The 22,486-nt window shown below is 59.4% G+C and carries 17 protein-coding genes and 1 pseudogene; 8 read left to right on the top strand and 10 right to left on the bottom strand.

Annotation, left to right across the window (positions count from 1 at the left end; genetic code table 11):
• Positions 1–22: 22 nt before the first annotated feature.
• From AC2TAD_RS12175 to xdhA, 7 genes are read right to left on the bottom strand one after another with little or no spacing between them, the layout of a single operon-like run.
• Positions 23–1,096 carry a BMP family ABC transporter substrate-binding protein gene (locus tag AC2TAD_RS12175; RefSeq protein WP_170352264.1) on the bottom strand — a complete coding sequence of 358 codons (1,074 nt, stop codon included), beginning with the start codon at positions 1,094–1,096 and terminating at the stop codon, positions 23–25.
• Between the two features lie 34 nt (positions 1,097–1,130).
• Positions 1,131–2,051 (bottom strand): ABC transporter permease, encoded by a 921-nt coding sequence (locus AC2TAD_RS12170; RefSeq protein WP_170352265.1) that lies wholly within the window; start codon positions 2,049–2,051, stop codon positions 1,131–1,133.
• Complete coding sequence (locus tag AC2TAD_RS12165; protein ID WP_170753505.1) at positions 2,051–3,133, bottom strand: ABC transporter permease; 1,083 nt, start codon at positions 3,131–3,133, stop codon at positions 2,051–2,053. Before AC2TAD_RS12165 ends, AC2TAD_RS12170 begins: the two co-directional genes overlap by 1 nt.
• Positions 3,134–3,171: 38 nt before the next feature.
• Positions 3,172–4,689, bottom strand: a complete 1,518-nt coding sequence (locus AC2TAD_RS12160) for an ABC transporter ATP-binding protein (RefSeq protein ID WP_480867925.1) — start codon at positions 4,687–4,689, stop codon at positions 3,172–3,174.
• On the bottom strand, positions 4,686–5,621 hold the full coding sequence (gene xdhC / locus AC2TAD_RS12155; protein WP_480867924.1) for a xanthine dehydrogenase accessory protein XdhC: 936 nt from the start codon (positions 5,619–5,621) through the stop codon (positions 4,686–4,688). Before xdhC ends, AC2TAD_RS12160 begins: the two co-directional genes overlap by 4 nt.
• Complete coding sequence (xdhB, locus tag AC2TAD_RS12150) at positions 5,621–8,023, bottom strand: xanthine dehydrogenase molybdopterin binding subunit (RefSeq protein ID WP_480867922.1); 2,403 nt, start codon at positions 8,021–8,023, stop codon at positions 5,621–5,623. Before xdhB ends, xdhC begins: the two co-directional genes overlap by 1 nt.
• Entirely contained in the window at positions 8,020–9,378 is a 1,359-nt protein-coding gene (gene xdhA, locus AC2TAD_RS12145; RefSeq protein WP_480867919.1) for a xanthine dehydrogenase small subunit, read from the bottom strand. Before xdhA ends, xdhB begins: the two co-directional genes overlap by 4 nt.
• Positions 9,379–9,721: 343 nt before the next feature.
• Here xdhA and dnaE point away from each other — a divergent pair, with 343 nt between their 5' ends.
• The 3 genes from dnaE (at position 9,722) to AC2TAD_RS12130 (ending at position 13,883) form a co-directional block, all read left to right on the top strand.
• Positions 9,722–13,222 (top strand): DNA polymerase III subunit alpha, encoded by a 3,501-nt coding sequence (gene dnaE / locus AC2TAD_RS12140; RefSeq protein ID WP_480867917.1) that lies wholly within the window; start codon positions 9,722–9,724, stop codon positions 13,220–13,222.
• Positions 13,223–13,299: 77 nt separating this feature from the next.
• Positions 13,300–13,512: a YMGG-like glycine zipper-containing protein gene (locus tag AC2TAD_RS12135; RefSeq protein WP_170352272.1), complete on the top strand. Its 213-nt coding sequence runs from the start codon at positions 13,300–13,302 to the stop codon at positions 13,510–13,512.
• A 5-nt stretch (positions 13,513–13,517) separates the two neighbouring features.
• Positions 13,518–13,883, top strand: a complete 366-nt coding sequence (locus tag AC2TAD_RS12130; RefSeq protein WP_480867914.1) for a hypothetical protein — start codon at positions 13,518–13,520, stop codon at positions 13,881–13,883.
• Between the two features lie 4 nt (positions 13,884–13,887).
• On the opposite strand, the gene AC2TAD_RS12125 is transcribed toward AC2TAD_RS12130, so the two are convergent.
• The gene (locus AC2TAD_RS12125; RefSeq protein WP_170352274.1) at positions 13,888–14,082 is read right to left on the bottom strand and encodes a SlyX family protein; all 195 of its coding nucleotides are present in this window, start codon (positions 14,080–14,082) and stop codon (positions 13,888–13,890) included.
• A gap of 124 nt (positions 14,083–14,206) precedes the next feature.
• On the opposite strand from AC2TAD_RS12125, the gene hisS reads away from it, so the two are divergent.
• The 3 genes from hisS to hisG are packed head-to-tail and all read left to right on the top strand — an operon-like array spanning position 14,207 to position 17,472.
• Positions 14,207–15,694 carry a histidine--tRNA ligase gene (gene hisS, locus AC2TAD_RS12120; RefSeq protein ID WP_480867913.1) on the top strand — a complete coding sequence of 496 codons (1,488 nt, stop codon included), beginning with the start codon at positions 14,207–14,209 and terminating at the stop codon, positions 15,692–15,694.
• Between the two features lie 3 nt (positions 15,695–15,697).
• Positions 15,698–16,786: an ATP phosphoribosyltransferase regulatory subunit gene (locus AC2TAD_RS12115; RefSeq protein ID WP_170788148.1), complete on the top strand. Its 1,089-nt coding sequence runs from the start codon at positions 15,698–15,700 to the stop codon at positions 16,784–16,786.
• Positions 16,783–17,472, top strand: a complete 690-nt coding sequence (gene hisG / locus AC2TAD_RS12110; RefSeq protein ID WP_170753491.1) for an ATP phosphoribosyltransferase — start codon at positions 16,783–16,785, stop codon at positions 17,470–17,472. Before AC2TAD_RS12115 ends, hisG begins: the two co-directional genes overlap by 4 nt.
• Here the strand turns inward: hisG and AC2TAD_RS12105 are convergent.
• Positions 17,469–17,900, bottom strand: coding sequence for a DUF1489 family protein (locus tag AC2TAD_RS12105; RefSeq protein ID WP_353393499.1), 432 nt, complete (start codon positions 17,898–17,900; stop codon positions 17,469–17,471). The two genes, hisG and AC2TAD_RS12105, sit on opposite strands and share 4 nt — an antisense overlap.
• A 129-nt stretch (positions 17,901–18,029) precedes the next feature.
• On the opposite strand from AC2TAD_RS12105, the gene AC2TAD_RS12100 reads away from it, so the two are divergent.
• Together AC2TAD_RS12100 and AC2TAD_RS12095 are read left to right on the top strand one after the other, a co-directional pair.
• Positions 18,030–20,312, top strand: coding sequence for an adenosylcobalamin-dependent ribonucleoside-diphosphate reductase (locus tag AC2TAD_RS12100; RefSeq protein ID WP_480867911.1), 2,283 nt, complete (start codon positions 18,030–18,032; stop codon positions 20,310–20,312).
• 562 nt (positions 20,313–20,874) lie between these two features.
• Positions 20,875–21,333, top strand: a pseudogene (locus AC2TAD_RS12095) (transposase); the annotation flags it as partial.
• A gap of 365 nt (positions 21,334–21,698) precedes the next feature.
• On the opposite strand, the gene AC2TAD_RS12090 reads toward AC2TAD_RS12095, so the two are convergent.
• Positions 21,699–22,145: an Lrp/AsnC family transcriptional regulator gene (locus AC2TAD_RS12090; RefSeq protein ID WP_170753446.1), complete on the bottom strand. Its 447-nt coding sequence runs from the start codon at positions 22,143–22,145 to the stop codon at positions 21,699–21,701.
• Positions 22,146–22,486 lie beyond the last annotated feature (341 nt).

Genomic DNA, 22,486 nt, shown 5'->3' with positions numbered 1-22,486 from the left:
AAGTATTCGCTGAGATACTGGTTTACTGCGGAATTTCGCCTTCCAGCCCTTCAACGTAGAAGTTCATGCCAGCCAGGGTACCGTCGTCGGCTGTTTCGCCGTCCGCCAGCCAGTCGCTGCCGTCCTGCTTTTTGATCGGGCCGGTGAAGGGGTGGTATTCACCTGCAGCCATTGCGGCTTTCAAAGCCAGCGCCTCTTCCTTGACATCAGCAGGTACCGCGTCGGAAATCTCGCCGATAGCGACCATGCCTTCGCGGATACCGTCCCAGGTGTTCGCGCTTTCCCATGTGCCGTCCATCACGGCCTTGGTCCGTGCGATGTAGTAAGGTGCCCAGTCATCAATGATTGACGAGACGCGCGGGAAGGGGGCGTATTCGCTCATGTCAGATGCCTGGCCGAAGGTGACCACGTTGCCCGCTTCTTGTGCGGCGGCCTGCGGTGCGGTCGAGTCAGTGTGCTGCAGGATCACGTCCGCGCCCTGTTCGATCAGAACGGTGGCCGCGTCAGCCTCTTTTGCCGGGTCAAACCAGGTGTAGGCCCAGATGATCTTGAACTCGACATCCGGGTTTACGGCTTTGGCGTGCAGATAGGCCGAGTTGATGCCCCGGATCACTTCAGGGATCGGGTAGGATCCAATATAACCGATGATATTCGACTTAGTCATCTTACCCGCTATGTGACCCTGAACCGCGCGGCCTTCGTAGAAACGCGCCGAATAGACCGAGACGTTTTCGGCGGTTTTATAGCCGGTCGCGTGCTCGAACTTCACGTTCGGGAATTTCTTGGCAACGTTGATGGTCGGGTCCATGTAACCAAACGAGGTGGTAAAGATCAGGTCTGCGCCTTCCAGCGCCATCTGCGTCATTACGCGCTCGGCGTCGGGGCCTTCTGGGACGGACTCGACAAACACGGTTTCAACCTTGTCTCCAAACTCTTCTTCAACGGCCAGACGACCTTTGTTGTGTTCGTATGTCCAGCCGCCATCGCCGACTGGGCCAACGTAAACGAAGCCGACCTTTGTCTTTTCGTCGGCCATTGCGCCCGAAGCCAGCCCGAGCGCCATGGCGGCGCTTGCCAAAAGTGTAGTGAATTTCATGTGGTACTCCCCAAGTTGGTTCAGTTGGCCCCGTCTAGTGCGAGGCATGGAAGGTCCGGCCCAGTGAGGCAGGTGCGCTGCTCTTGTCGGCCGAAAGGATCACAAGCACAAGGATCGTGATGATGTAGGGCGACATTGCCAGATACTCGACCGGAATAGCAACGCCCGCCGCCTGCAAATTGAGCTGCAAAACGGTGATACCGCCGAACAAATAGGCACCCAGCAACGCACGCCACGGCTTCCAACTGGCGAACACCACCAGTGCAAGGGCGATCCAGCCAACCCCGGCAGTCATGCCCTCGGTCCATTGGGGCACACGGATCAGGCTGATGTAGGCTCCGCCCAGGCCCGCACAAGCTCCGCCGAACAGGATCGCCATGACGCGGATCTTGATGACTTTGTAGCCAAGCGCGTGCGCGGCATCGTGGTTTTCCCCGACCGCGCGCAGGATCAGACCGACACGAGTGTACTTTAGCGTAGCCCAAACCGCTGCAGTCAAAGCGATGCCAACATAAAGGATAGGGTCGTGCTGGAACAGGATAGGACCGATCACCGGAATATCGCTGATCACCGGGATATGGATATCTCCCATGCTCGGGGGTTTGACGCCTACATAGCTTTGCCCCATCAGAGCGCTAAAGCCGAGTCCGAACAGGGTCAGGGCAAGACCGCTGGCGACCTGGTTGGCCAAGGCCACCTGTGTCAGCACCACAAACAATAAAGACAGAACCGCGCCGCCAATGGCTGCCGCGATAAAGCCCAGCCAAGGTGACCCGGTCTCGACCGAGATCGCAAAGCCACTGATCGCGCCGACGATCATCATGCCCTCGACGCCAAGGTTCAAAACACCTGCTTTTTCAACAACCAGCTCTCCGATCGCGGCCAGCAGCAGGGGGGTTGCGGCCACCATCAAAGAGGCGACCAGAAGGACGGGGTTAATTTCACCAAGGTCCATTACGCCACCTCGCTACGTGCCGCACGGATGCGGTAGTTTGTCAGAAGATCGAAAGCCAGCAGGAAGAACAGAAGCATCCCCTGGAACACCTGAATTGCAGCGGCGGGCAGGCCCAGTTGGGATTGCGCGATTTCACCGCCGATATAGGTCAGCGCCATCAAGCCGCCGGCCAGCAGGATACCCACCGGGTGCAGCCGGCCTAGAAAGGCCACAATGATCGCAGTGAAACCGTAGCCTACGTTAAAGTCGATGCTGACCACGCCCGAAGGGCCTGAGACTTCGAACATCCCCGCCAGACCGGCCAGAGCGCCGGACAGGCCCAGACAAAACAGGATCAGACGGGCCGGGTTCACACCGGCAAACTTCGCAGCGCGCGGAGCTTCACCGGTCAAACGGATGTGAAAGCCCAGCATGTGCCGGTTCAGAAGGACATAGGAAAAGATCACTGCGATGAGGGCTGTCACGACGCCCCAGTGCATCCCAGATCCCGCGATCAACTCGGCATTATGCGCACTGTCATAGGATTGCAGATTACGCGATCCGGGAAAGCCAAACCCCTCGGGGTTTTTCAACAAGCCAAGCGACACCGAGGCCAGCATCTGCTCGGCGACGTAGACCAGCATCAGCGAGACAAGGATTTCGTTGGTGCCAAAGCGAACCTTCAGAAAGGCCGGGATCATCGCCCAGAGCCAGCCACCGAATGCCCCCGCGATTACCATGATCGGAAAAATGTAAAACGCGTCCAGAGGGTAAAAGGCCAGACCCGCACCGGCCCCAAATATGGCGCCCATGATATACTGCCCCTCGGCCCCGATATTCCATATGCCGGCACGGAAACCCAGCGACAGACCAATGGCGATCAGCACCAAAGGCGCCCCTTTCACCAGCAGCTGCGGGCGGTAATAGAATGCAAACTCACCGAACAGGGGTTCCCAGAAAATGGTGCCGATGGCCTCGACCGGGTTCTTCCCCAGAATGGCGAACAGCAGCCCGCCGAATACCATTGTCGCCAACACCGCGACCAAAGGGGTGGCATAAGACCACGCCTTGGACGGCTGTGGCCGTTTCTCCAACACAATCATCCGCTCATACCCCCGTTTTCGTCTTTTTCTGTAATAGCTTAGACATGGGCGACCTCCATGCCATGCGCGCCGCCCATCATTAGGCCAATCTCATCCACGGTAAGGCCCGTAGTTGGTCGAGGCGCGCTGAGGCGACCTTCGTTGAGGGCGGCGAAACTGTCGGAAATCTCCATCAGTTCATCCAAATCCTGACTGATACAGACAACCGCCGTGCCCTTGGCTGCTAAATCCAGAATAGCCTGCCGGATCGACGCCGCAGCTGCCGCGTCCACGCCCCAAGTCGGTTGATTCACCACTAGCACATCCGGGTTTTGTAGCACTTCGCGCCCAATCACGAATTTCTGCAGATTGCCGCCGGACAACGAGCGCGCGGCGTTTTCCGGGCCTGGCGTGCGCACGTCGAAGGCGCTGATGATCTTTTCAGCGAAACTTTTGGTCTCGGCCCATTTCAGGAAGCCATTGTTTTCTAGACCTTCCCGAACCGATCCAGTCAGTAAGGCATTTTCCGTGAGGCTCATGTCCGGTGCTGCCGCATGACCCAGACGTTCCTCGGGCGCGGTTAGAACGCCCAGTTTGCGACGCGTAGTAGGTCCCAGCAAGCCGATGGGCTGACCGTTGAACTTAATAGCATCAGCTGCGGTGGTGATTTCGCCCGACAGAACGCCCAGTAATTCATCTTGCCCGTTGCCTGCGACACCGCCGATGCCCAGAACCTCGCCCTTGCGGACTGTCATGTGAACGTTGCGCAGCGCAGTGCCGAACTCGGACGGCGAAGGCACAGATAGCCCGCTGACATCCAGCGCGACTTCGCCGAAGTCACGCCCCGACCGTTCGGGCGTTTGCAGGGTTGAACCGACCATCATCTCGGCCATGTCCCGCGCTGATGTCTCGGCCGGAACGCATTCGCCCACATTCTTTCCCAGACGCAGAATTGTGGCGTGGTCACACAACGTACGGATTTCTTCCAGCTTGTGCGAGATATAAAGGATCGAGGTGCCTTCGGCCCGCAATTTGTTCAGCGTTTCAAACAGGATTTCGACCTCTTGCGGGGTCAAAACGCTGGTGGGTTCATCCATGATCAGCAGCTTGGGGCCCTGCAGCAGACAGCGGATGATCTCGACCCGCTGGCGTTCACCTGCCGACAGGTCGCCGACGGTGCGATACGGGTCCAGCGGTAAGCCATAGGTTTCGGATACTTCGCGGATACGCGTGGCCAGATCGCTCATCTTGGGCGGGTTTTCCATCCCCAGCGCGATGTTTTCGGCCACGTTCAACGCGTCAAACAGAGAAAAATGCTGAAACACCATCGCAATCCCGTCGGCCCGCGCCGCGCGGGGTTCCGCCGGAGCAAAAGGCTGGCCGCGCAGCAGCATGGTGCCGCTGTCGGGTTTCACCAGCCCATAGATCATCTTGACCAGCGTGGACTTGCCCGCGCCGTTTTCGCCCAACAGGGCGTGTACTTCGCCTTCGCCGATATCAAAGGACACCTGATCATTGGCCACGACGCCGGGATAAGCCTTGGTCAGCCCTTGCAGACTTAAAAGTGGAGTGGTCACGCGCTCTGGTCCTTCTTCAGTTCGTTCTGCCAAGCCGGGCGCAGTAGTTGCGCGGCGACGCCAATGGCGATCATCTGCGGGTGTTTGCCCAGACCAGGATCGCCAATCGGGCAGGTGATCTGCCTGATCCGTTCCGGGGAATGGCCAAGGGTTGTCAGCCGCGACCGGAATCGCGCCCATTTCGTAGCTGAGCCGATGAGGCCAGCAAAGCCAAAACCATGCGTCAAAAGGCGATTACACAGCTCCAGGTCCAGATTATGTGAATAAGTAAGCACAAGATGCTCGGCATCGGCTGGGGCGTGCCGGACCAGAGCGGCGGGTTTGGGCGTTGGAATCGGGGTGACACTGGTCGGGATCTGCGTGGGAAAGCGTTCAAGGCCGGTATCGACCCATGTGATCGCAAGATCAGGCAGGGGCGACAGCACCTCAACCAGCGCCCGCCCCACATGGCCTGCGCCCCAAATCCATAGCTGCCGGGTCGGTTTGTGAACGGGTTCGACCATCCAGCCGTCGATCAATTGCGGCTCGGGCGCGACGCCCTGCGCGCGGGCTGCGGCCAGCAGGCGCTTGACCGAAAGTGGCATATCGCCGCCTGACGGGGCACGTGCGATGACTGTCTCATCCAGCGCGTCCAACGCGTGTTGGTCGTAAACCTCGCTCAAAAGCGAGACCGCCCCCCCGCAGCATTGGCCCATATCGGGGCCAAGCGCATGGTGGGTCAGTCGCATTGGGACGGACTGCGCCCGTGCGGCGAGCGCCGCCTGATGCTCCAGCGTACCGCCACCGATCGTGCCGGACTGACCGTCCGCCGAAACCAGCATGGCGGCGCCGACCTCGCGCGGGGACGAGCCTTTGATGGCAGCGATGACCACGCGGGTCACGCGCCCGTGAATCTTGACCGCCTCCTGCAGAGCTTCAAGGTCAAATCCCATCAGGTGCCGCCTTTCATCCGCTGGACACCGCGCCAGAGTTCCTCTGCCGTGGCGGGCGCGTTCAGGGCCGGGTAGCCATCCCCGCTGGCCGCCACTGCGTTCGACAGGGCCAACCACGCAGAAATACCTAGCATGAAGGGCGGCTCACCAACCGCTTTGGACCGATAGATCGTGTCCTCGCGGTTCTCGCCGCCCCATAGCGAAACGTTGAAGATATCGGGCCGGTCCGAACAGGCGGGAATTTTATAGGTCGACGGCGCATGGGTGCGCAGGTTGCCCTTGCCGTCCCAGACCAGTTCCTCGGTCGTCAGCCATCCTGCGCCTTGCACATAACCGCCTTCGACCTGCCCGATATCCAGCGCGGGGTTCAGCGAGGCCCCCGCATCATGCAGGATATCGGTGCGAAGAATGCGGTTTTCGCCGGTCAGCGTGTCCACCACGACCTCGGTGACAGACGCGCCGTAGGCAAAGTAAAAGAAAGGTCGCCCTCTGCCTGCGATCCGGTCCCATTCGATCTTGGGCGTTTTGTAGAAGCCGGTCGCCGACAGGCTGATGCGGCCCTGATAGGCCAGAGCGGCGGCTTCGGCGAAGGTATAGCGTTCCTCGCCAACTAAGACATGCCCATCCGTGAAGGTCACAGTCGCGGGATCGGCCTGGTGCCGTTCGGCCAGATAGTCCGTCATCCGGTCGCGGATCGTGTCACAGGCGGCTTTCACAGCCATCCCGTTCAGATCGCTGCCCGAGGACGCTGCCGTGGCCGAGGTATTCGGCACTTTGGCCGTGTCGGTGGCGGTGATCTTGACCATCTCCAGCGGAATGCCGAACCGCGATGCGGCCACTTGCGCGACCTTTTGGAACAGGCCCTGTCCCATCTCGGTCCCGCCATGGTTCAGGTGGACCGAGCCATCCTGATACACATGCACCAGTGCGCCCGCCTGATTGAGGTGGGTCAGCGTAAAGGAAATCCCGAATTTGACCGGCGAGAAGGCGATACCCTTCTTTATCACGCCGTTCTTGGCGTTCCACTCGGCGATGGCGGCCTTGCGAGCGGCATAGTCGCTGGATTTCAGAAGCGCTTCGGTCATGCCGTGCAGTTCGAAATCGCTGACCTCCATACCGTAAGGCGTGGTGTTGCCGCCTGCGGGTAGGGGACGAACGGGGGCATTCCCGGTTTCCACAGCACCTCGGCTGGTCAGGTCTTCGTGCGGGTCGGGATGACCCAGTGGTTTCGCGTGCAGCGGCTGATCGGCCACTTTATGCGCAGGCTCATAGTAGTTGCGGCGACGCAGCTCGACCGGGTCCAGCCCAAGCGCGTGCGCGGCGTGATCCATGACACGTTCGATCCCGACCATGCCCTGCGGCCCGCCGAACCCGCGATAGGCGGTCGCAGATTGGGTGTTGGTCTTCAGACGATGGCTTTCAATCCGGGCATTCGGCAGCAGATAGGCGTTGTCCGAGTGCAGCATCGCGCGGTCGGCGACGGGCAGGGACAGGTCCTGTGCCCAGCCGCAGATGACGTAGTGATGGAACGAGACGCCCTGAACATGGCCGTTCTCATCAAACCCAGCTTTGTAGGCAATGCGGAAGGCGTGACGCTTGCCGGTGATGATCATGTCATCATCGCGGTCATATCGCATCTTGCAGGCCTTGCCGGTGGCGCGGGCGGCGATGGCGCAAGCCACCGCCAGAGAGTTGCCCTGACTTTCCTTGCCGCCGAATCCTCCGCCCATCCGACGGGTTTCGACCCGCACGGCGTGCATGGGAACGCCCAAAGCATCAGCTACCTTGTGCTGAATCTCGGTCGGGTGCTGGGTCGAACTGTGGACCAGCATGTCCGCGCCTTCATTCGGCACGGCCAGAGCGGCTTGGCCCTCCAGATAGAAATGCTCCTGCCCGCCAAGTTCGAAACTGCCTTCAATCACATGGCGCGCGTTGGCAATGGCTGCGTCCGCGTCGCCCTTGGCATAGATGCGGGGGCCGTCCTCGAACCGGCTGTCGGCGGCCAGCGCCTCTTCGATTGTCAGGATCGGTGTGTCTTCGGCATAGTCAATCTTGCCCAGCCGTGCAGCCTTGCGGGCGGCCAGATGGCTGGTCGCCACCACCAGAAACACCGGCTGGCCGATATAATGGACCGTTCCGTCCGACAGCAGCGGCTCATCATGGATCGAGGGCGAGACATCATTGGCAAAGGGCAGGTCATCCGCCGTCATCACCTGCACCACACCCTCGGCGGCTTTCACCGCCGACAGGTCCATCGCGATGATTGTGCCCTTGGCAATCGGGCTGAGGCCAAAGGCCAGATGCAGCGTGCCTTTGGGCGTTGGGATATCATCCACGTATCGCGCAACGCCTGCGACATGCAGCGGGGCTGCGTCATGGGGGAGGGGTTTGGTCACGCTCATGCCGTCACCTTCAGTACGTCGGTCACTTCGCCCTGATCTTCGAGGAAATACCGCTCCAGCATCGCCTTGGCGGTTTCCAGACGATAGGTGGCCGAGGCGCGCATATCCGTGAGTGGTTGGTAATCGTCAGCATAGGCGGGCAGCGCGGCCTGAATGGTCGCAGCGGTCCAGGGTTTGCCGATCAATGCGGCCTCGACATGGGTGGCCCGCTTCGGAATGCCCGCCATGCCGCCAAACGCAATGCGCGCCTGGCTAACGGTGCCGTCCGTGACGGTGATGTTGAAGCAGCCGCAGACGGCTGAGATATCCTGATCGAACCGCTTGCTGAGCTTGTAGCATTTCAGGCGATCTGGCTGGCGGAGGAAGCTGACCGCCTCGACAAATTCTCCGGGCGCGCGGTCCTGTTTGCCGTAGTCGATGAAAAAATCTTCGAGCGGGATCGACCGGCGCGTGTCGCCCTTGCGCAGGTGCAGAGTTGCACCAAGGGCGATCAGGGCGGGCGGGTTGTCTCCGATGGGGGAGCCGTTGGCGATATTGCCGCCCACGGTGGCGGCGTGGCGAACCTGCACGCTGGCATAGCGGCGGATCATTTCGGCGTAGGAGGGGTGGAGATCGGCCAGCGCCGCGCCCATCCGGTTCATGTCGACCATGGTCCCGAGGCGGATTTCACCCTCGGTGATAGTGATGTTCTTGAGGTCGTCGCAGCGGTTCAGGAAAATCACCGGATCCAATTCGCGCAGCTGTTTGGTGACCAAGAGGCCCACATCGGTCGCTCCGGCAATCAAGGTGGCCTCCGGGTGGTCTGCGTAGATCGCGGCCAGTTCGTCCGATGACGTGGGCAGCATTGGTTGGGCAGCGGCATCCACGGGCGCGTCCTTGACCCAGACTGGTACAGGCATTGCCTCGATAGCCGTGGCGGCGCGGATGATCGGGGCATAGCCCGTGCAGCGGCACAGGTTCCCGGCCAGTTGTGTGTCATGGTCGGTCGCGCCATTCGCGTGGCTGGCGACCATCGACATGACGAAGCCCGGTGTGCAGAAACCGCATTGCGATCCGTGCAGATCGACCATCGCCTGCTGCACAGGGTGCGCCTCGCCATTGGGGCCGCTTGCGCCTTCGACGGTGCGCACGGCCTTACCGTGCAACTGGGGCAGGAACAGGATGCAAGCGTTCAAAGCCTTAGCACCGCCCTCATCTGTCACCATCACGGTGCAAGCGCCGCAGTCGCCCTCGTTGCAGCCTTCCTTGGTGCCGGTCAGGCCGAGATCCTCGCGCAGCCAGTCCAGCAGGGTGGCGGTCGGATCGACATCCGACAGCTCCACTGTCTCTCCGTTCAGAAGAAACGTGATGTTCATGCGTGAAACCCGTCGCCTTACCCGGTTGCGCCCCTGCGGCCCTCCTTCGATGCGACGTAGAAAGAGTGGCGGGCGAATAGCTTGCCGTCAGATGTTAGAAATAGCTCACCCGATCTGGCAAGAAAAACTGCCTGTGGGATGTACCATTACACCGGGCGGCGATGAAATTGAAATTGGTGTCTACCGCACAGTGCTTTGAAATTAAAGTGTTTTGGCTTCTTGGGTCGTTGCTGCTGCCGAAGCACCTTCTGGAAAAGCCGAATAATCCAAGCTGATTTTTTAGGCATTCCATCTATGCGGTTCCCGCTTTTGCCGCGCGCCTGGCTGGGATAGCTTGGGCTTCATGAGCAGCACTCCTCGATTCATCCACCTTCGTGTTCACACAGAATATTCCCTGCTGGAAGGGGCCGTGCGGCTGAAAAAGCTGCCTGGCCTGTGTGAAAAGGCCGATATGCCCGCCATCGCCGTTACTGACACCAATTCGATGTTCTCGGCGTTGGAGTTTTCCGTGACCGCCAGCGGGGCCGGCGTGCAGCCGATCATGGGCTGTCAGGTCGATCTGACTTACCTGCAAGCGCAGCCGGGGGAAAAGCCCAAAGCCCCCGCGCCGCTGGTGCTGCTGGCGCAGTCTGAGGTGGGGTATGAGAACCTGATGAAGCTGAGTTCCTGCCTTTATGTGGACAAGGGCGGGCAGTTACCGCAGGTCACGTTGGAGGAGTTGGCGGATCGCTCGGACGGCTTGATCTGCTTGACCGGTGGGCCGGAAGGGCCTGTGGGGATGTTGCTGCAACAGGGCCAGTGCCCAGCGGCTGAGGCTTTGGTGGATCGGCTGGCCGGGATGTTCCCGGATCGCCTGTATATCGAATTGCAGCGCCATCCGGGTGAGGGGGGGCAACCCGAGGCCGAACGTCTGACCGAGCGCGGCCATGTCGAGATGGCCTATGCCAAGAACCTGCCTCTGGTCGCCACCAACGATGTCTATTTCCCGACCTCGGATATGTACGAGGCCCACGACGCGCTGATCTGTATCGCCGAGGGCGCGTATGTCGATCAGCAGGACGGCCGCCGCCGCCTGACGGCGCAGCATTATTTCAAGTCGCAGCAGGAAATGGTGACGCTTTTTGCCGACCTGCCCGAGGCGATTGAGAACACGGTCGAGATTGCGCGCCGTTGCGCTTTTATGGCCTATCGCCGCGATCCGATCCTGCCGAAATTTGCCGATGATGAGGTCGCCGAGCTGCGGCGTATCGCCAATGAAGGCTTGCAGAAACGTCTGGCGGTGATCCCGCATGCGGTGACGCCCGAGGAATATCAGGAACGGCTGGATTTCGAACTCGGCATCATCGAGGGCATGGGCTTTCCCGGTTATTTCCTGATCGTCGCGGACTTTATCCAATGGGCCAAGGATCACGACATCCCGGTCGGGCCGGGGAGGGGCTCGGGTGCGGGCTCGCTGGTGGCTTATGCGCTGACGATCACAGACCTAGATCCGTTGCGGTATTCGCTGCTGTTCGAGCGGTTCCTGAACCCCGAGCGGGTCTCGATGCCCGACTTCGATATCGACTTCTGCATGGATCGCCGCGAAGAGGTGATCCGCTATGTTCAACAGAAATATGGCCGCGACAAGGTGGGGCAGATCATCACCTTTGGTGCGCTGCTGTCCAAGGCCGCTGTGCGCGATATCGGGCGGGTGCTGCAGATGCCCTACGGGCAGGTGGACCGCCTGTCCAAGATGATCCCTGTCGAGGGCGTAAAGCCTGTTTCCATCGAAAAGGCTCTGAAAGACGAACCCCGCCTGCGCGAAGAGGCGCGGAACGAAGAGGTGGTGGACCGGCTTCTGACCTATGGCCAACAGGTCGAGGGGCTGTTGCGTAACGCTTCGACCCACGCGGCGGGGGTGGTGATTGGCGACCGGCCTCTGGACGCGCTGGTGCCGCTGTATCAGGATCCGCGATCCGACATGCCTGCGACCCAGTTCAACATGAAATGGGTGGAACAGGCCGGGCTGGTTAAGTTCGACTTTCTGGGCCTGAAGACGCTGACCGTGATTCAGAACGCGATGGATATCATCTTCAAGTCCGGGCGTCCTTTGCACATCGCGGCCGATGGCACGGAACTCTATGAACCCGCCGATGGGGCCGAGAACCAGATCAATGCCATCCCGCTGGACGACGAGGCGACGTATAAGCTCTATTCTGCCGCCAAGACGGTGGCGGTGTTCCAGGTGGAATCCTCGGGCATGATGGATGCGCTAAAGCGCATGAAGCCGACCTGTATCGAGGATATTGTCGCCCTTGTGGCGCTGTATCGTCCCGGCCCGATGGAGAACATACCGACCTATTGCGAGGTCAAGAACGGGTTGCGGAAAATTGAATCCGTGCATCCGCTGATCGACCATATCCTTGAGGAAACACAGGGCATCATCGTTTACCAGGAACAGGTGATGCAGATCGCTCAGGTCATGGCTGGGTACTCCCTTGGTGGTGCCGACCTGCTGCGCCGCGCGATGGGTAAGAAGATCAAAGAGGCGATGGATGCCGAACGCCCCAAATTCGAAAAGGGCGCGGGTGAAAACGGCGTGGATGCCAAGAAAGCCAGCGAGGTTTTCGACCTGCTGGAGAAATTCGCCAACTACGGCTTTAACAAATCCCATGCCGCCGCTTATGCGGTGGTCAGCTATCAGACCGGCTGGCTTAAAGCGAACCACCCGGTCGAGTTCATGGCCGGTGTCATGAACTGCGATATCCACCTGACCGACAAGCTGGCCGTCTATTTCGAAGAGGTCCGCAAAGGGCTTGAGTTGCCCTATGTGCCCCCTTGCGTGAACCGATCTCAAGCGACCTTCGATGTGGTGAACGGAGCGCTTGTATATGCGCTGGGCGCCTTGAAAAACGTGGGCGTTGAGGCGATGAACTTGGTGGTCGATGGTCGAGCGGAAAAGCCCTTTGTGAACCTGTTCGATTTCGCCCGCCGGGTTGATCTGAAAAAGGTCGGCAAACGCCCGCTGGAAATGATGGCGCGGGCGGGCGCGTTCGATCAGTTGGACAAGAACCGCCGCCGCGTGTTCGAAAGCCTTGATCCTCTGGTGCAGTATTCCGCGGCGATCCATGAACAGAAGAATTCGAACCAAGTGTCGCTGTTTGGTGAGGCGGGCGATGACCTGCCCGAACCGCGCCTGTCGCCCACGCCCGATTGGCTGCCCGCAGAACGGCTGAGCGAGGAATTCAAGGCCATCGGCTTTTACCTCTCGGGCCATCCGCTGGACGACTATATGCCTGCGCTGAAACGCAAGCAGGTCATGACGCTGGACGAGGTGACGGAAAAGGCACGTTCGGGTCCGTTCATCGCCAAGATGGCCGGTGTTGTTGCCGGTCGACAGGAGCGGAAATCGGCGCGCGGCAACCGGTTTGCCTTTGCGCAGCTTTCGGACCCCAGCGGTGCGTATGAGGTCACGCTGTTCTCGGAAACGTTGGAGAAATCGCGCGAGTATCTGGAAACTGGCGCGCAAGTTGTATTAACCGCCGAGGCCACAATGGAAGCTGATCAGCTGAAACTGCTTGGCCGCTCTGTCGGCCCGGTGGATACGGTAGTGGCCGAGGCGGGTGCGACCGGCCTGCGCATCTTTGTGGACGAGGAACAGGCCCTGCCTACCGTGGCCAAAGTGCTAGAGGACGCGGCTGGCGCGGCCAAAAACGCCGCGCGCGGGCCTATCCAATTGCTGCTGATGGCGCCCGGATTGCCGGGCGAGGTCGAGATGGATCTGGGCCAGAACTTCCCCATCAATCCGCAAATTAAAGGCGCGATCAAATCGCTGGAAGGCGTGATGTCGGTCGAGGAGTTCTGACCCCGCCTTTTGTTGCCAGACACAGTCCCGCGGGCTAGGCTGACTTTGGTCGGTTTCGGGCCAAAGGAGGGTTTGACATGGTGATTTTAGGTCTCGGGTTCAGAACTGTTGCGCTTGCTGCTGTGGCGTCGTTGGCATTTGCCTCGGCAGGGGTGGCTGATGACAAGAAGAAAAAGCAGACAATCGAAGGTGCGCTCATCGGGGCTGGTGTCGGGGCGTTGGTCGGAGACGGCAAGGGCGCAGCAATCGGCGGCGTAGCTGGTGCGATCATCGGGCATAACTGGAAATGAAAGCCATGATGAACACCTCCGGACTGATCCTAAGCGCCGTGCTCTTAATAACGCCAACTTTCGCTGCGGCGGATGAGGCGGCTGAACAGATGGTGCAGGATGCATTGCCAGTGATGCATTATACCTGCGCGTCGATTGCCGAAGAGGCAGACGGAGACGAAGCCTTTGTCGTAGAGGTCGTCGGGAAAATGACGGCCCTGTCGCTATATAACCGTCAGATCAATATCGAAGATCACGCAACGACCGATGAGGAAAAGGCCCAATTGCGTGAAGCCTTCATAGCGGCGCTTTCCGAAGGCTGCGCTGCGGACAAGAACGCTCTTTTGGGAGGTGTGGTCGACAATGCGGTGAAAATGACGCTGGGGTTATAAGCAGTCAGTAATGCGGCGGGCGTTCGTCTCCGAACACGACCCCACCTGATCCTTCCTGCGCCCGTTCAGCCTCGCGCTGCAACAGCATCTCGACGCGCCGGGTCAGGCGATCGATCTCACTCTGTTGGGTTGTAACGACCGTGTTCAACTCTTCGACCGTGCGGGTCAGGTGGGCGATCTGCTCTTCCAGATGCTGCATGGGGCTCTCCTTTGGGCGTGGTCATAGCGGCACGGGCGGGTCATGACCAGCGAAAGCGCGCCTTGCCCCGATGCGGGCCATGGGATAGACCGCGCGCGGAACATGAACCGCAAGGACGCCCCACATGGCCAAGCCCAAGAAACAGCCCCGCCCCAAGGCCGTCACGCCGAAAGGGTTCCGCGACTATTTCGGCCAGGAAGTCTCGCAGCGCACCGAGATGCTGCGGGCGATTGCGGATGTCTATCATCGGTATGGGTTTGATGCGCTGGAAAGCAGCGCTGTGGAAACCGTCGAGGCGCTGGGCAAGTTTCTGCCCGACGTGGATCGCCCGAATGAGGGCGTATTTGCGTGGCAGGAGTTTGACGAGGCCGGCAACGGTGACTGGATGGCCCTGCGCTATGACCTGACCGCGCCGCTGGCCCGTGTTTATGCGCAGCACCGCAACGACCTGCCAACGCCCTATCGCCGCTATGCGATGGGTCCGGTCTGGCGCAATGAAAAGCCGGGGCCAGGGCGGTATCGCCAGTTTTATCAATGCGATGCGGATACGGTGGGCACGGCCTCGATGGCCGCCGACGCCGAGATTTGCGCGATGCTATCGGACACGTTGGAGACCGTGGGCATTCCGCGCGGTGACTATCTGGTGCGGGTGAATAACCGCAAGGTCCTGAACGGAGTGCTTGAGGCGATGGGGCTGGGCGAAGACGTAGCCGCCCGCGACAATGTTCTGCGCACCATCGACAAGTTCGACAAAGTAGGTGAAGCCGGTGTGCGCGAGCTGCTGACCAAGGGCCGACTGGATGCCTCGGGCGCGTTTATCGACGGTGTGGGGCTGAGCGACGATCAGGCCGAGCCGGTAATTGCCTTCCTGACCTCGAAGGCTGCGGATACCGCAGGAACACTGGCCAACCTGCGTGCTGCCGTGGGCGACAGCAAGATTGGCGCGGATGGGATTGCCGAATTGGAACAGATCGGCGCTCTGCTCGATGCGGGCGGCTATGGCTCGGACCGGATCGAGATTGACCCGTCGGTCGTACGGGGCCTCGGGTACTATACCGGACCGGTTTATGAGGCCGAGTTGACCTTTGAGATTTTCGACGAGAAAGGCCGTAAGCGGCAGTTCGGTTCGGTCTCGGGCGGTGGGCGTTATGACGACCTGGTCAAGCGGTTCACAGGGCAGGAAGTGCCTGCGACCGGCGTGTCTATCGGTGTCGACCGGCTGCTGGCCGCCCTGCGCGAAAAGGGCCGGATCGCGGCGCAAGCCACAGGCCCCGTGGTTGTGACCGTGATGGACCGCGACCGTATGGCCGACTATCAGGCGATGGTGGCCGAGCTGCGCAATGCAGGTATCCGGGCCGAGGTCTATCTGGGTAACCCCAAGAACTTTGGCAATCAGCTGAAATACGCAGACAAGCGGAACTCTCCCATCGCAGTGATCGAGGGGGGCGATGAAAAAGTAAATGGGATCGTGCAGATCAAAGACCTGATCCTTGGGGCCAAGATCGCCGAAAGCGCCACGCTTGAGGAATGGAAAGAACGCCCCAGCCAGTTCGAAGTGCCGCGTGGCGATCTGGTCGCCAAGGTGCGTGAAATTCTGGACAGTCAGGACTGACCCATGCCGAACCGTTCCCAGATACAAGCCCGCGCTGCCATGATGCGCGTGAGGTTCGAGGCCGCAGGCGCACAGGTCGTGGACCCTCCGCTGCTGCAACCGGCCGACACGCTGCTGGACCTTTATGGCGAGGATATCCGCGCGCGCGCCTACGTGACCTCGGACGCGCTGCGGGGCGAGCAGATGCTGCGCCCGGATTTCACCCTGCCCGTGGTGCAGATGCATATGTCCGACGGGGCCGAGCCCGCGCGCTATACCTATTCCGGCGAGGTGTTCCGCCGTCAGGAGCATGATCCGGATCGCTCGAATGAATACATTCAGGTCGGATACGAAGTATTCGACCGCAATGATCCCGCAGGCGCGGATGCAGAAGTCTTCTCGCTGCTCGCGCTGCAATTGCGAGGGCTGCCTTTGCGCGCGGCGACCGGGGATATCGGCATCCTGACTGCCGCTGTCGAGGGCCTTAAGACCACAGACCGGCGCAAGGCGGCGCTGATGCGGCACTTGTGGCGGCCTCGCCGATTCCGGGTGCTGCTGGACCGCTTTGCCGGTCGCAAACCGGGACCTGAAGGGCGCGACAGCCTGTTGGATGCAGAAAATCCGCTGGATACGGACATCCCGATGATCGGCAAGCGCCGTGCCTCCGAGATCGAAGCGCGGATCGCTGCCTTGCGCGAAGATCGCGACACACCGCCTATCTCCGACAACGAACTGGTTGGGCTGGAAACCCTGCTGAACGTGCGTGAGACCATGCCCTTTGCGTTGGAACAGCTGCGCGACGTGGCGGTGGATCTGCCGCAGATCACTCCGGCGCTGGACCGGCTTGAGGCGCGGATTGCCTCGCTACAGGCGCGTGGCGTGGATGTGGAACGTCTGGATTTCGAGGCCGCCTATGGCCGCACCTCGATGGAATATTATGACGGGTTTGTCTTTGGTTTCTACGCTGAGGGTCGCCCCGATCTACCCCCCATCGCCACCGGCGGGCGCTATGATGCGCTGACGCGGCAGTTGGGCAACGGGGCCGAAATTCCGGCGGTGGGCGGTGTCATCCGCCCCGACCTGATGCTGGAGATTGAGGAGGACGCGCAATGAGCCTGAAACTGGGCGTGCCCTCGAAGGGCCGTTTGATGGACAAGACCTTTGGTTGGTTCGAAAAGCGCGGCATCACCCTGTCGCGTAGCGGATCGGATCGGGAATATGCGGGTAAGGTTGAAGGCATCGACGGGGTATCTCTGATCCTGCTATCTGCTGGGGAAATCCCGCGCGAGCTGGCCGCGGGGCGCATTCATCTGGGTGTCACCGGCATTGATCTGGTGCATGAGAAACTCCCCCGCTGGGAACAACAGGTCGAGGAGATCTCGCAGCTTGGGTTTGGCAAGGCGGACCTTATCATCGCAACACCGGCTTGCTGGGTAGATGTGGACACGCTGGACGATCTGGACGCGGCGGCAGCGGCGTTTCGCAAGACCCACGGGCATCGGCTGCGGATTGCCACTAAATACCACCGGTTGGTGCGCGAGTTTCTGACCGATGCGGGAGTTGCCGATTACACTCTGGTCGATAGCCAGGGCGCGACCGAGGGCACGGTGATGAATGAGACCGCCGAGGCGATTGCCGATATCACATCTACCGGCGAGACGCTGCGGGCGAACCACCTCAAAATCCTGACCGATGGGTTGATCCTGCAATCGCAGGCGACCCTGTGGCGCAGCCGGGTGGCGAAATGTGACCCTGAGACAAAGGCCACTCTGAACGCATTGCTGGATCGTCTGCGCTAAAGCACGCCGATCTCGGCAAGCGCGCGATTCAGATCGTCGGGCAAGGCATCGTCCTGTTCTCGCCCTTCCGGCAGGTCGGCGGGGGTGTCCTCGGGTTTGAGATAGCGCCAGCCTTGGAATGGGCGTTTGAGCGCCGTCTGGGTGCGATGGACCTGCGGGTCCAGCACGATGGCGCAGCGGCGAATGCCGTCCTCGCCCCGGACCTCATCCAGACGCAGGATGCGCTGACGGCATTGGATCACGCCCTTGATCACCCAATAGATTGATCCGCCATTCAAAATCTCAGCCTCGCGCTTGGGCCACATGCGGGTGACATGGCGCGGGCAGCCGTCCTCGTAAAGCGGTCTGCGACTGTCCTGCCACGCCATCAGCGTATCAACGCTTTCCGATCCGACGGACAGTTTGATGAGGTTTACGTACTTATCCACAGCTTTCCCACAGAGTCGTCCCAAGGCCCACCTTTATATTGTAGCTCGCTATGCGGCGTCATCAAGGTGTTGTGGTTTGGATGTGAATTGCGGTAATCTGGATACCTCTTTCAAAACAGGGAATCACCAATGAGCCGCTTTGCCGCCCCCATCGCCGAGCAGATCTGGGACATGAAATACCGCTTTAAAGAAGCGGATGGCACGCCCATCGACCAAACAGTCGAAGACAGCTGGCGGCGCATCGCCCGCGATCTGGCGCGGGTCGAGGATGACGCGGCCCATTGGGAAGATAAGTTCTACGCAGCGCTGGAAGATTTTAAATATCTGCCCGCTGGTCGCATCACTGCGGGTGCAGGTACGGCGCGGCAGGTGACTCTGTTCAACTGTTTCGTCATGGGCACCGTGCCCGACAGCATGGGCGGTATTTTCGACATGCTGAAAGAGGCCGCGCTGACCATGCAGCAGGGTGGGGGGATCGGTTACGATTTCTCGACCATCCGCCCGCGGGGGGCGGATGTAAAAGGCGTGGCGGCGGATGCTTCTGGACCTTTGTCGTTCATGGATGTGTGGGACGCGATGTGCCGGACGATCATGTCCGCAGGCTCGCGTCGTGGGGCGATGATGGCGACCATGCGCTGCGACCACCCCGACATCGAGCAGTTCATCACAGCGAAATCTGACCCCGCGCGCCTGCGCATGTTCAACATGTCGGTTCTGGTGACGGATCCGTTCATGGAGGCCGTCAAGGCCGATGGCCCGTGGGAACTGGTCTTTGGTGACAAGGTTTATCACACAGTTCAGGCACGCGATCTGTGGAACAAGATCATGCAGGCTACCTATGACTATGCCGAGCCGGGTGTGATCTTCATCGACCGTATCAACAAGGCCAACAACCTGAGCTATGTGGAAACCATCGCCGCGACGAACCCGTGTGGCGAGCAGCCCTTGCCGCCTTATGGTGCGTGCCTGTTGGGTTCGATCAATCTGGCGCGACTGGTGGCGGACCCGTTTGGGGATACGGCGCATTTGGATGAGGCCGCCTTGCAAGAGCTGGTCGCTACGGCTGTGCGCATGATGGACAATGTTGTGGACGCGTCGAAATTCCCGCTGGCCGAGCAGGAAGCCGAAGCACAGGACAAGCGCCGGATTGGCTTGGGTGTGACGGGTCTGGCAGATGCGCTTTTGATGCTGGGTCTGCGCTATGGGTCCGACGAAGCGGCGCGTCAGACCGAGCGCTGGTTGCATGCGATCGCCCGCGCCGCCTATCTGGCCTCGGTCGATTTGGCGAAGGAGAAGGGTGCGTTCCCGCTGTTTGACGCCGAAAAATACCTGGCCAGCGGCAACATGCAGCAAATGGATGAAGACGTGCGTGACGCGATCCGCGAACATGGCATCCGCAACGCGCTGCTGACCTCAATTGCGCCGACTGGGACGATTTCGCTCTATGCAGGGAACGTGTCTTCGGGGATCGAGCCGGTCTTTGCCTACGCCTACACGCGCAAGGTATTGCAAAAGGATGGCTCGCGCACCGAGGAAGAAGTAGTAGATTATGCCGTGCAGATGTGGCGCGACAAATTCGGCGATGTAGCTTTGCCCGATTATTTTGTGAACGCCCAGACGCTTTCCCCGTCTGACCACGTCAAGATGCAGGCGGCGGCGCAGAAATGGATCGACAGCTCGATCTCGAAAACCATCAACTGTCCCGAAGATATCAGCTTTGACGCCTTCAAAGACGTTTACATGCAGGCCTGGGATCAGGGCTGCAAAGGTTGCACGACCTATCGCCCGAATGACGTGACCGGTTCAGTCCTGACAGTTTCCGAAAGCGCCGACAAAGCCCCCGGCGAAAGCGCCGATGCCCCGCATCAGGTGGATGGCGGCGAGGTTGTCTATATGTCCGAACCACTGGACCGCCCGCAATCGCTGGAGGGATCGACTTACAAGTTGAAATGGCCCGATAGCGAACACGCGATCTATCTGACCATCAACGATATCGTCATTGGTGGCCGTCGCCGTCCGTTTGAGGTGTTCATCAACTCGAAGAACATGGAGCATTACGCTTGGACTCTGGCGCTTACGCGGATGATCTCGGCCGTGTTCCGTCGTGGAGGAGATGTGTCCTTTGTGGTCGAAGAGCTGAAAGCCGTCTTTGATCCACGCGGCGGTGCGTGGGTTAAAGGCAAGTACATCCCTTCGATACTTGCTGCGATTGGGGGCGTGATCGAGCAGCACCTGATTAATATCGGTTTCCTTGAAGGCGAGGGCATGGGGCTGAAATCAGATCCGCAGGCGCAGGTCTTCAATATGGATGCTCCGCGTGGCAAAGCGTGCCCGTCCTGCGGGCAGTTCGACATGGCAATGATCGAAGGCTGCATGACCTGCCGCAGTTGCGGCCACTCTAAGTGCGGATAACATTTAGACTGCTGTGGAACAGTTAAAATCAGCGTCTGTTTGCAATCTAACCAGCTAAAACAGCAACTTTGATTGTCAAAACTTTGCCACTGCATTTGAGGCAGTGGCAATTTCAACGAAATCGGGTTGTTTTGCGGAATATCTGCGCTTTGGCGCGCGCTCCGCACAAAGCTGGTGTGCGCAAAGACGCATTTTTTTCGCCGGTTTGGGCTTCGTCCGCGCGCGGGGGGTGGACGGGCCGGTATCTAGATATGACTTTCTTGCTTCGCCCGACCTAACCGATGGTTAGCCCTGGGTTCTTGAAAGCGGGGAAACTTTGCACCCAATGCACACCGCGCACAGTCTAACCGACCTTAATGTCATCGCGCAGGCGGCTCACCGTAATCTGGGTGTCGCGATGTTGCCTTTGGACATGGTAGACCGTGAGTTGCACTAGCTGCAGGTCACAGGTGCCACACCTTTGACGCGGGATTTGTTTGCCGTCTATCCCAACCGCCGCCTATTGCCAGCGCGGGTCAGGAAGCTGATTCACTTCGTGACACCGGGCTGAACCTACCAATTGATTGCGACGCCGTCGCGAAAGAACCCACCGGTCGGGACCACGAACTGGTCGGTTTACATAGATGCATTGAAGCAGCGCGGATCGCTGTCGATCTGATTTGACCCGCAGATGGTGTCGGTGCGGCCACCAAGCGGTGGGCGCGGACGCCTTTTCCAATCATAGATGCGGTACTCCAAGCCTGCCTGACTTTGAAGGTGTTGTTCGGAATGCTGCCCCCGGCGAACGACTGCGTTTGTTGCGAGCCTTTTGCGGCGGGTCGAACTGGATTAGGACGTGCCGGATTTCAGCACTCATTGTCGTCGTCAGAGAACGCCGAACGTGAGCCTTCTGTATCGCGGTTGGGCCGGCCCGCTGCACTCCTTCATCGACAGCGCTGGCACCAAGACCGAGGGTCAAGGTGAGTGGAATGCGCGCAAGCGCGGCTGCCGCAAGATACATATCGGCATCGACGAAGAAACGTAGGAAGTCTGGGTGATGGAGGCCCTAGGAAAAAACTGTTCAGGGAAAAGGGAAACTCTGTCCTTCAAAGGATTTGTGAATCAAAGCCGTTTGCGTCCGAACGAAGATACGGTGGTAATCGGAGTTAGGTTAGCGAAATTCTGGGCAATCACTGAACTAGTGTGTCGTCAAAAGACGTTATCCGACAGTTCTTGGAGGATAGTCGAAGCTCACATTGAAGCGAGAAGCACGTGGGGTTCCATTGCGAAGTTAGGAGGACAGATTGCTCAAGTCATCGAGGTATTAAGTTTGCCTCTGATCACGTAACAAAAGTTACATTTGTGACTATTTCGCTGTGTTAGTTTTGCCGATCGACTTCTTGCTGATCACTCCTGCAGACTCTGCTTTAGCAGGAACTGGTTCTTGAAATTCTTCAACCCTGGCATAACGTCGGCATTGGCAATATCGTCACTCGCGTGGATATCAAACTCCAGAAAGTCCTTCAAAGCGTCATCATCGTCGCTAACCAGTTCGATTATTAGGTCATAGCGACCCGCGACCCACAGGATAAAGACAACGCGTGGGTTCTTTTCAAGCCGCTCGGCAACTTGCCTTGGAGTCACGCCGGTTGCAACGTTCAACCCAATCATCGCGTCAGTAGTATATTCTGTTGCCACCGGATCCGACATCGCGACAATCCGAAGCATATTGTTGTCTCGCAGCCCGCTCACCCTGTTGCGTATGGTTCCTTCCGACACATCCAACTGTTGTGCAATTTCAGAAAAAGCCATTCGGCCATCCTGTTGCAAAAGACGGATGATCTGCTGGTTCAAATCATCATTTGGCGATCGAATGCTCTGAGTAGCACGCGCGTTCGATTGCTTTTTGACTGACATAGGCTTGACGCTCGATTGCTGTATTCGCAGCCATGATTACGAAAGAGCATCGATATCCGCAATTCTCTTTGGTGAATTCTGTGGAGGGAAGTGTGAAAAACGACATACATCAGATCTCCTCGTCACAATTGACCAGCGCAGGATTGCGGAATGATAGCCGGATTTTCTGTTGATTCATTTTGATTTTGCGATTCCCGTCGCTGTGTCATCCGAAAATTTCGAATTTCGTATCATGATGCCGTTTTTTGACAAGATACCTTCTGATCCTTGCTCAACAC

It is taken from the genome of Ruegeria sp. HKCCD7628 (genome assembly GCF_057221005.1).
The sequence above is the reverse complement of the archived record's forward strand: the minus strand, read 5'-3'. Positions and strand labels throughout refer to the sequence as shown.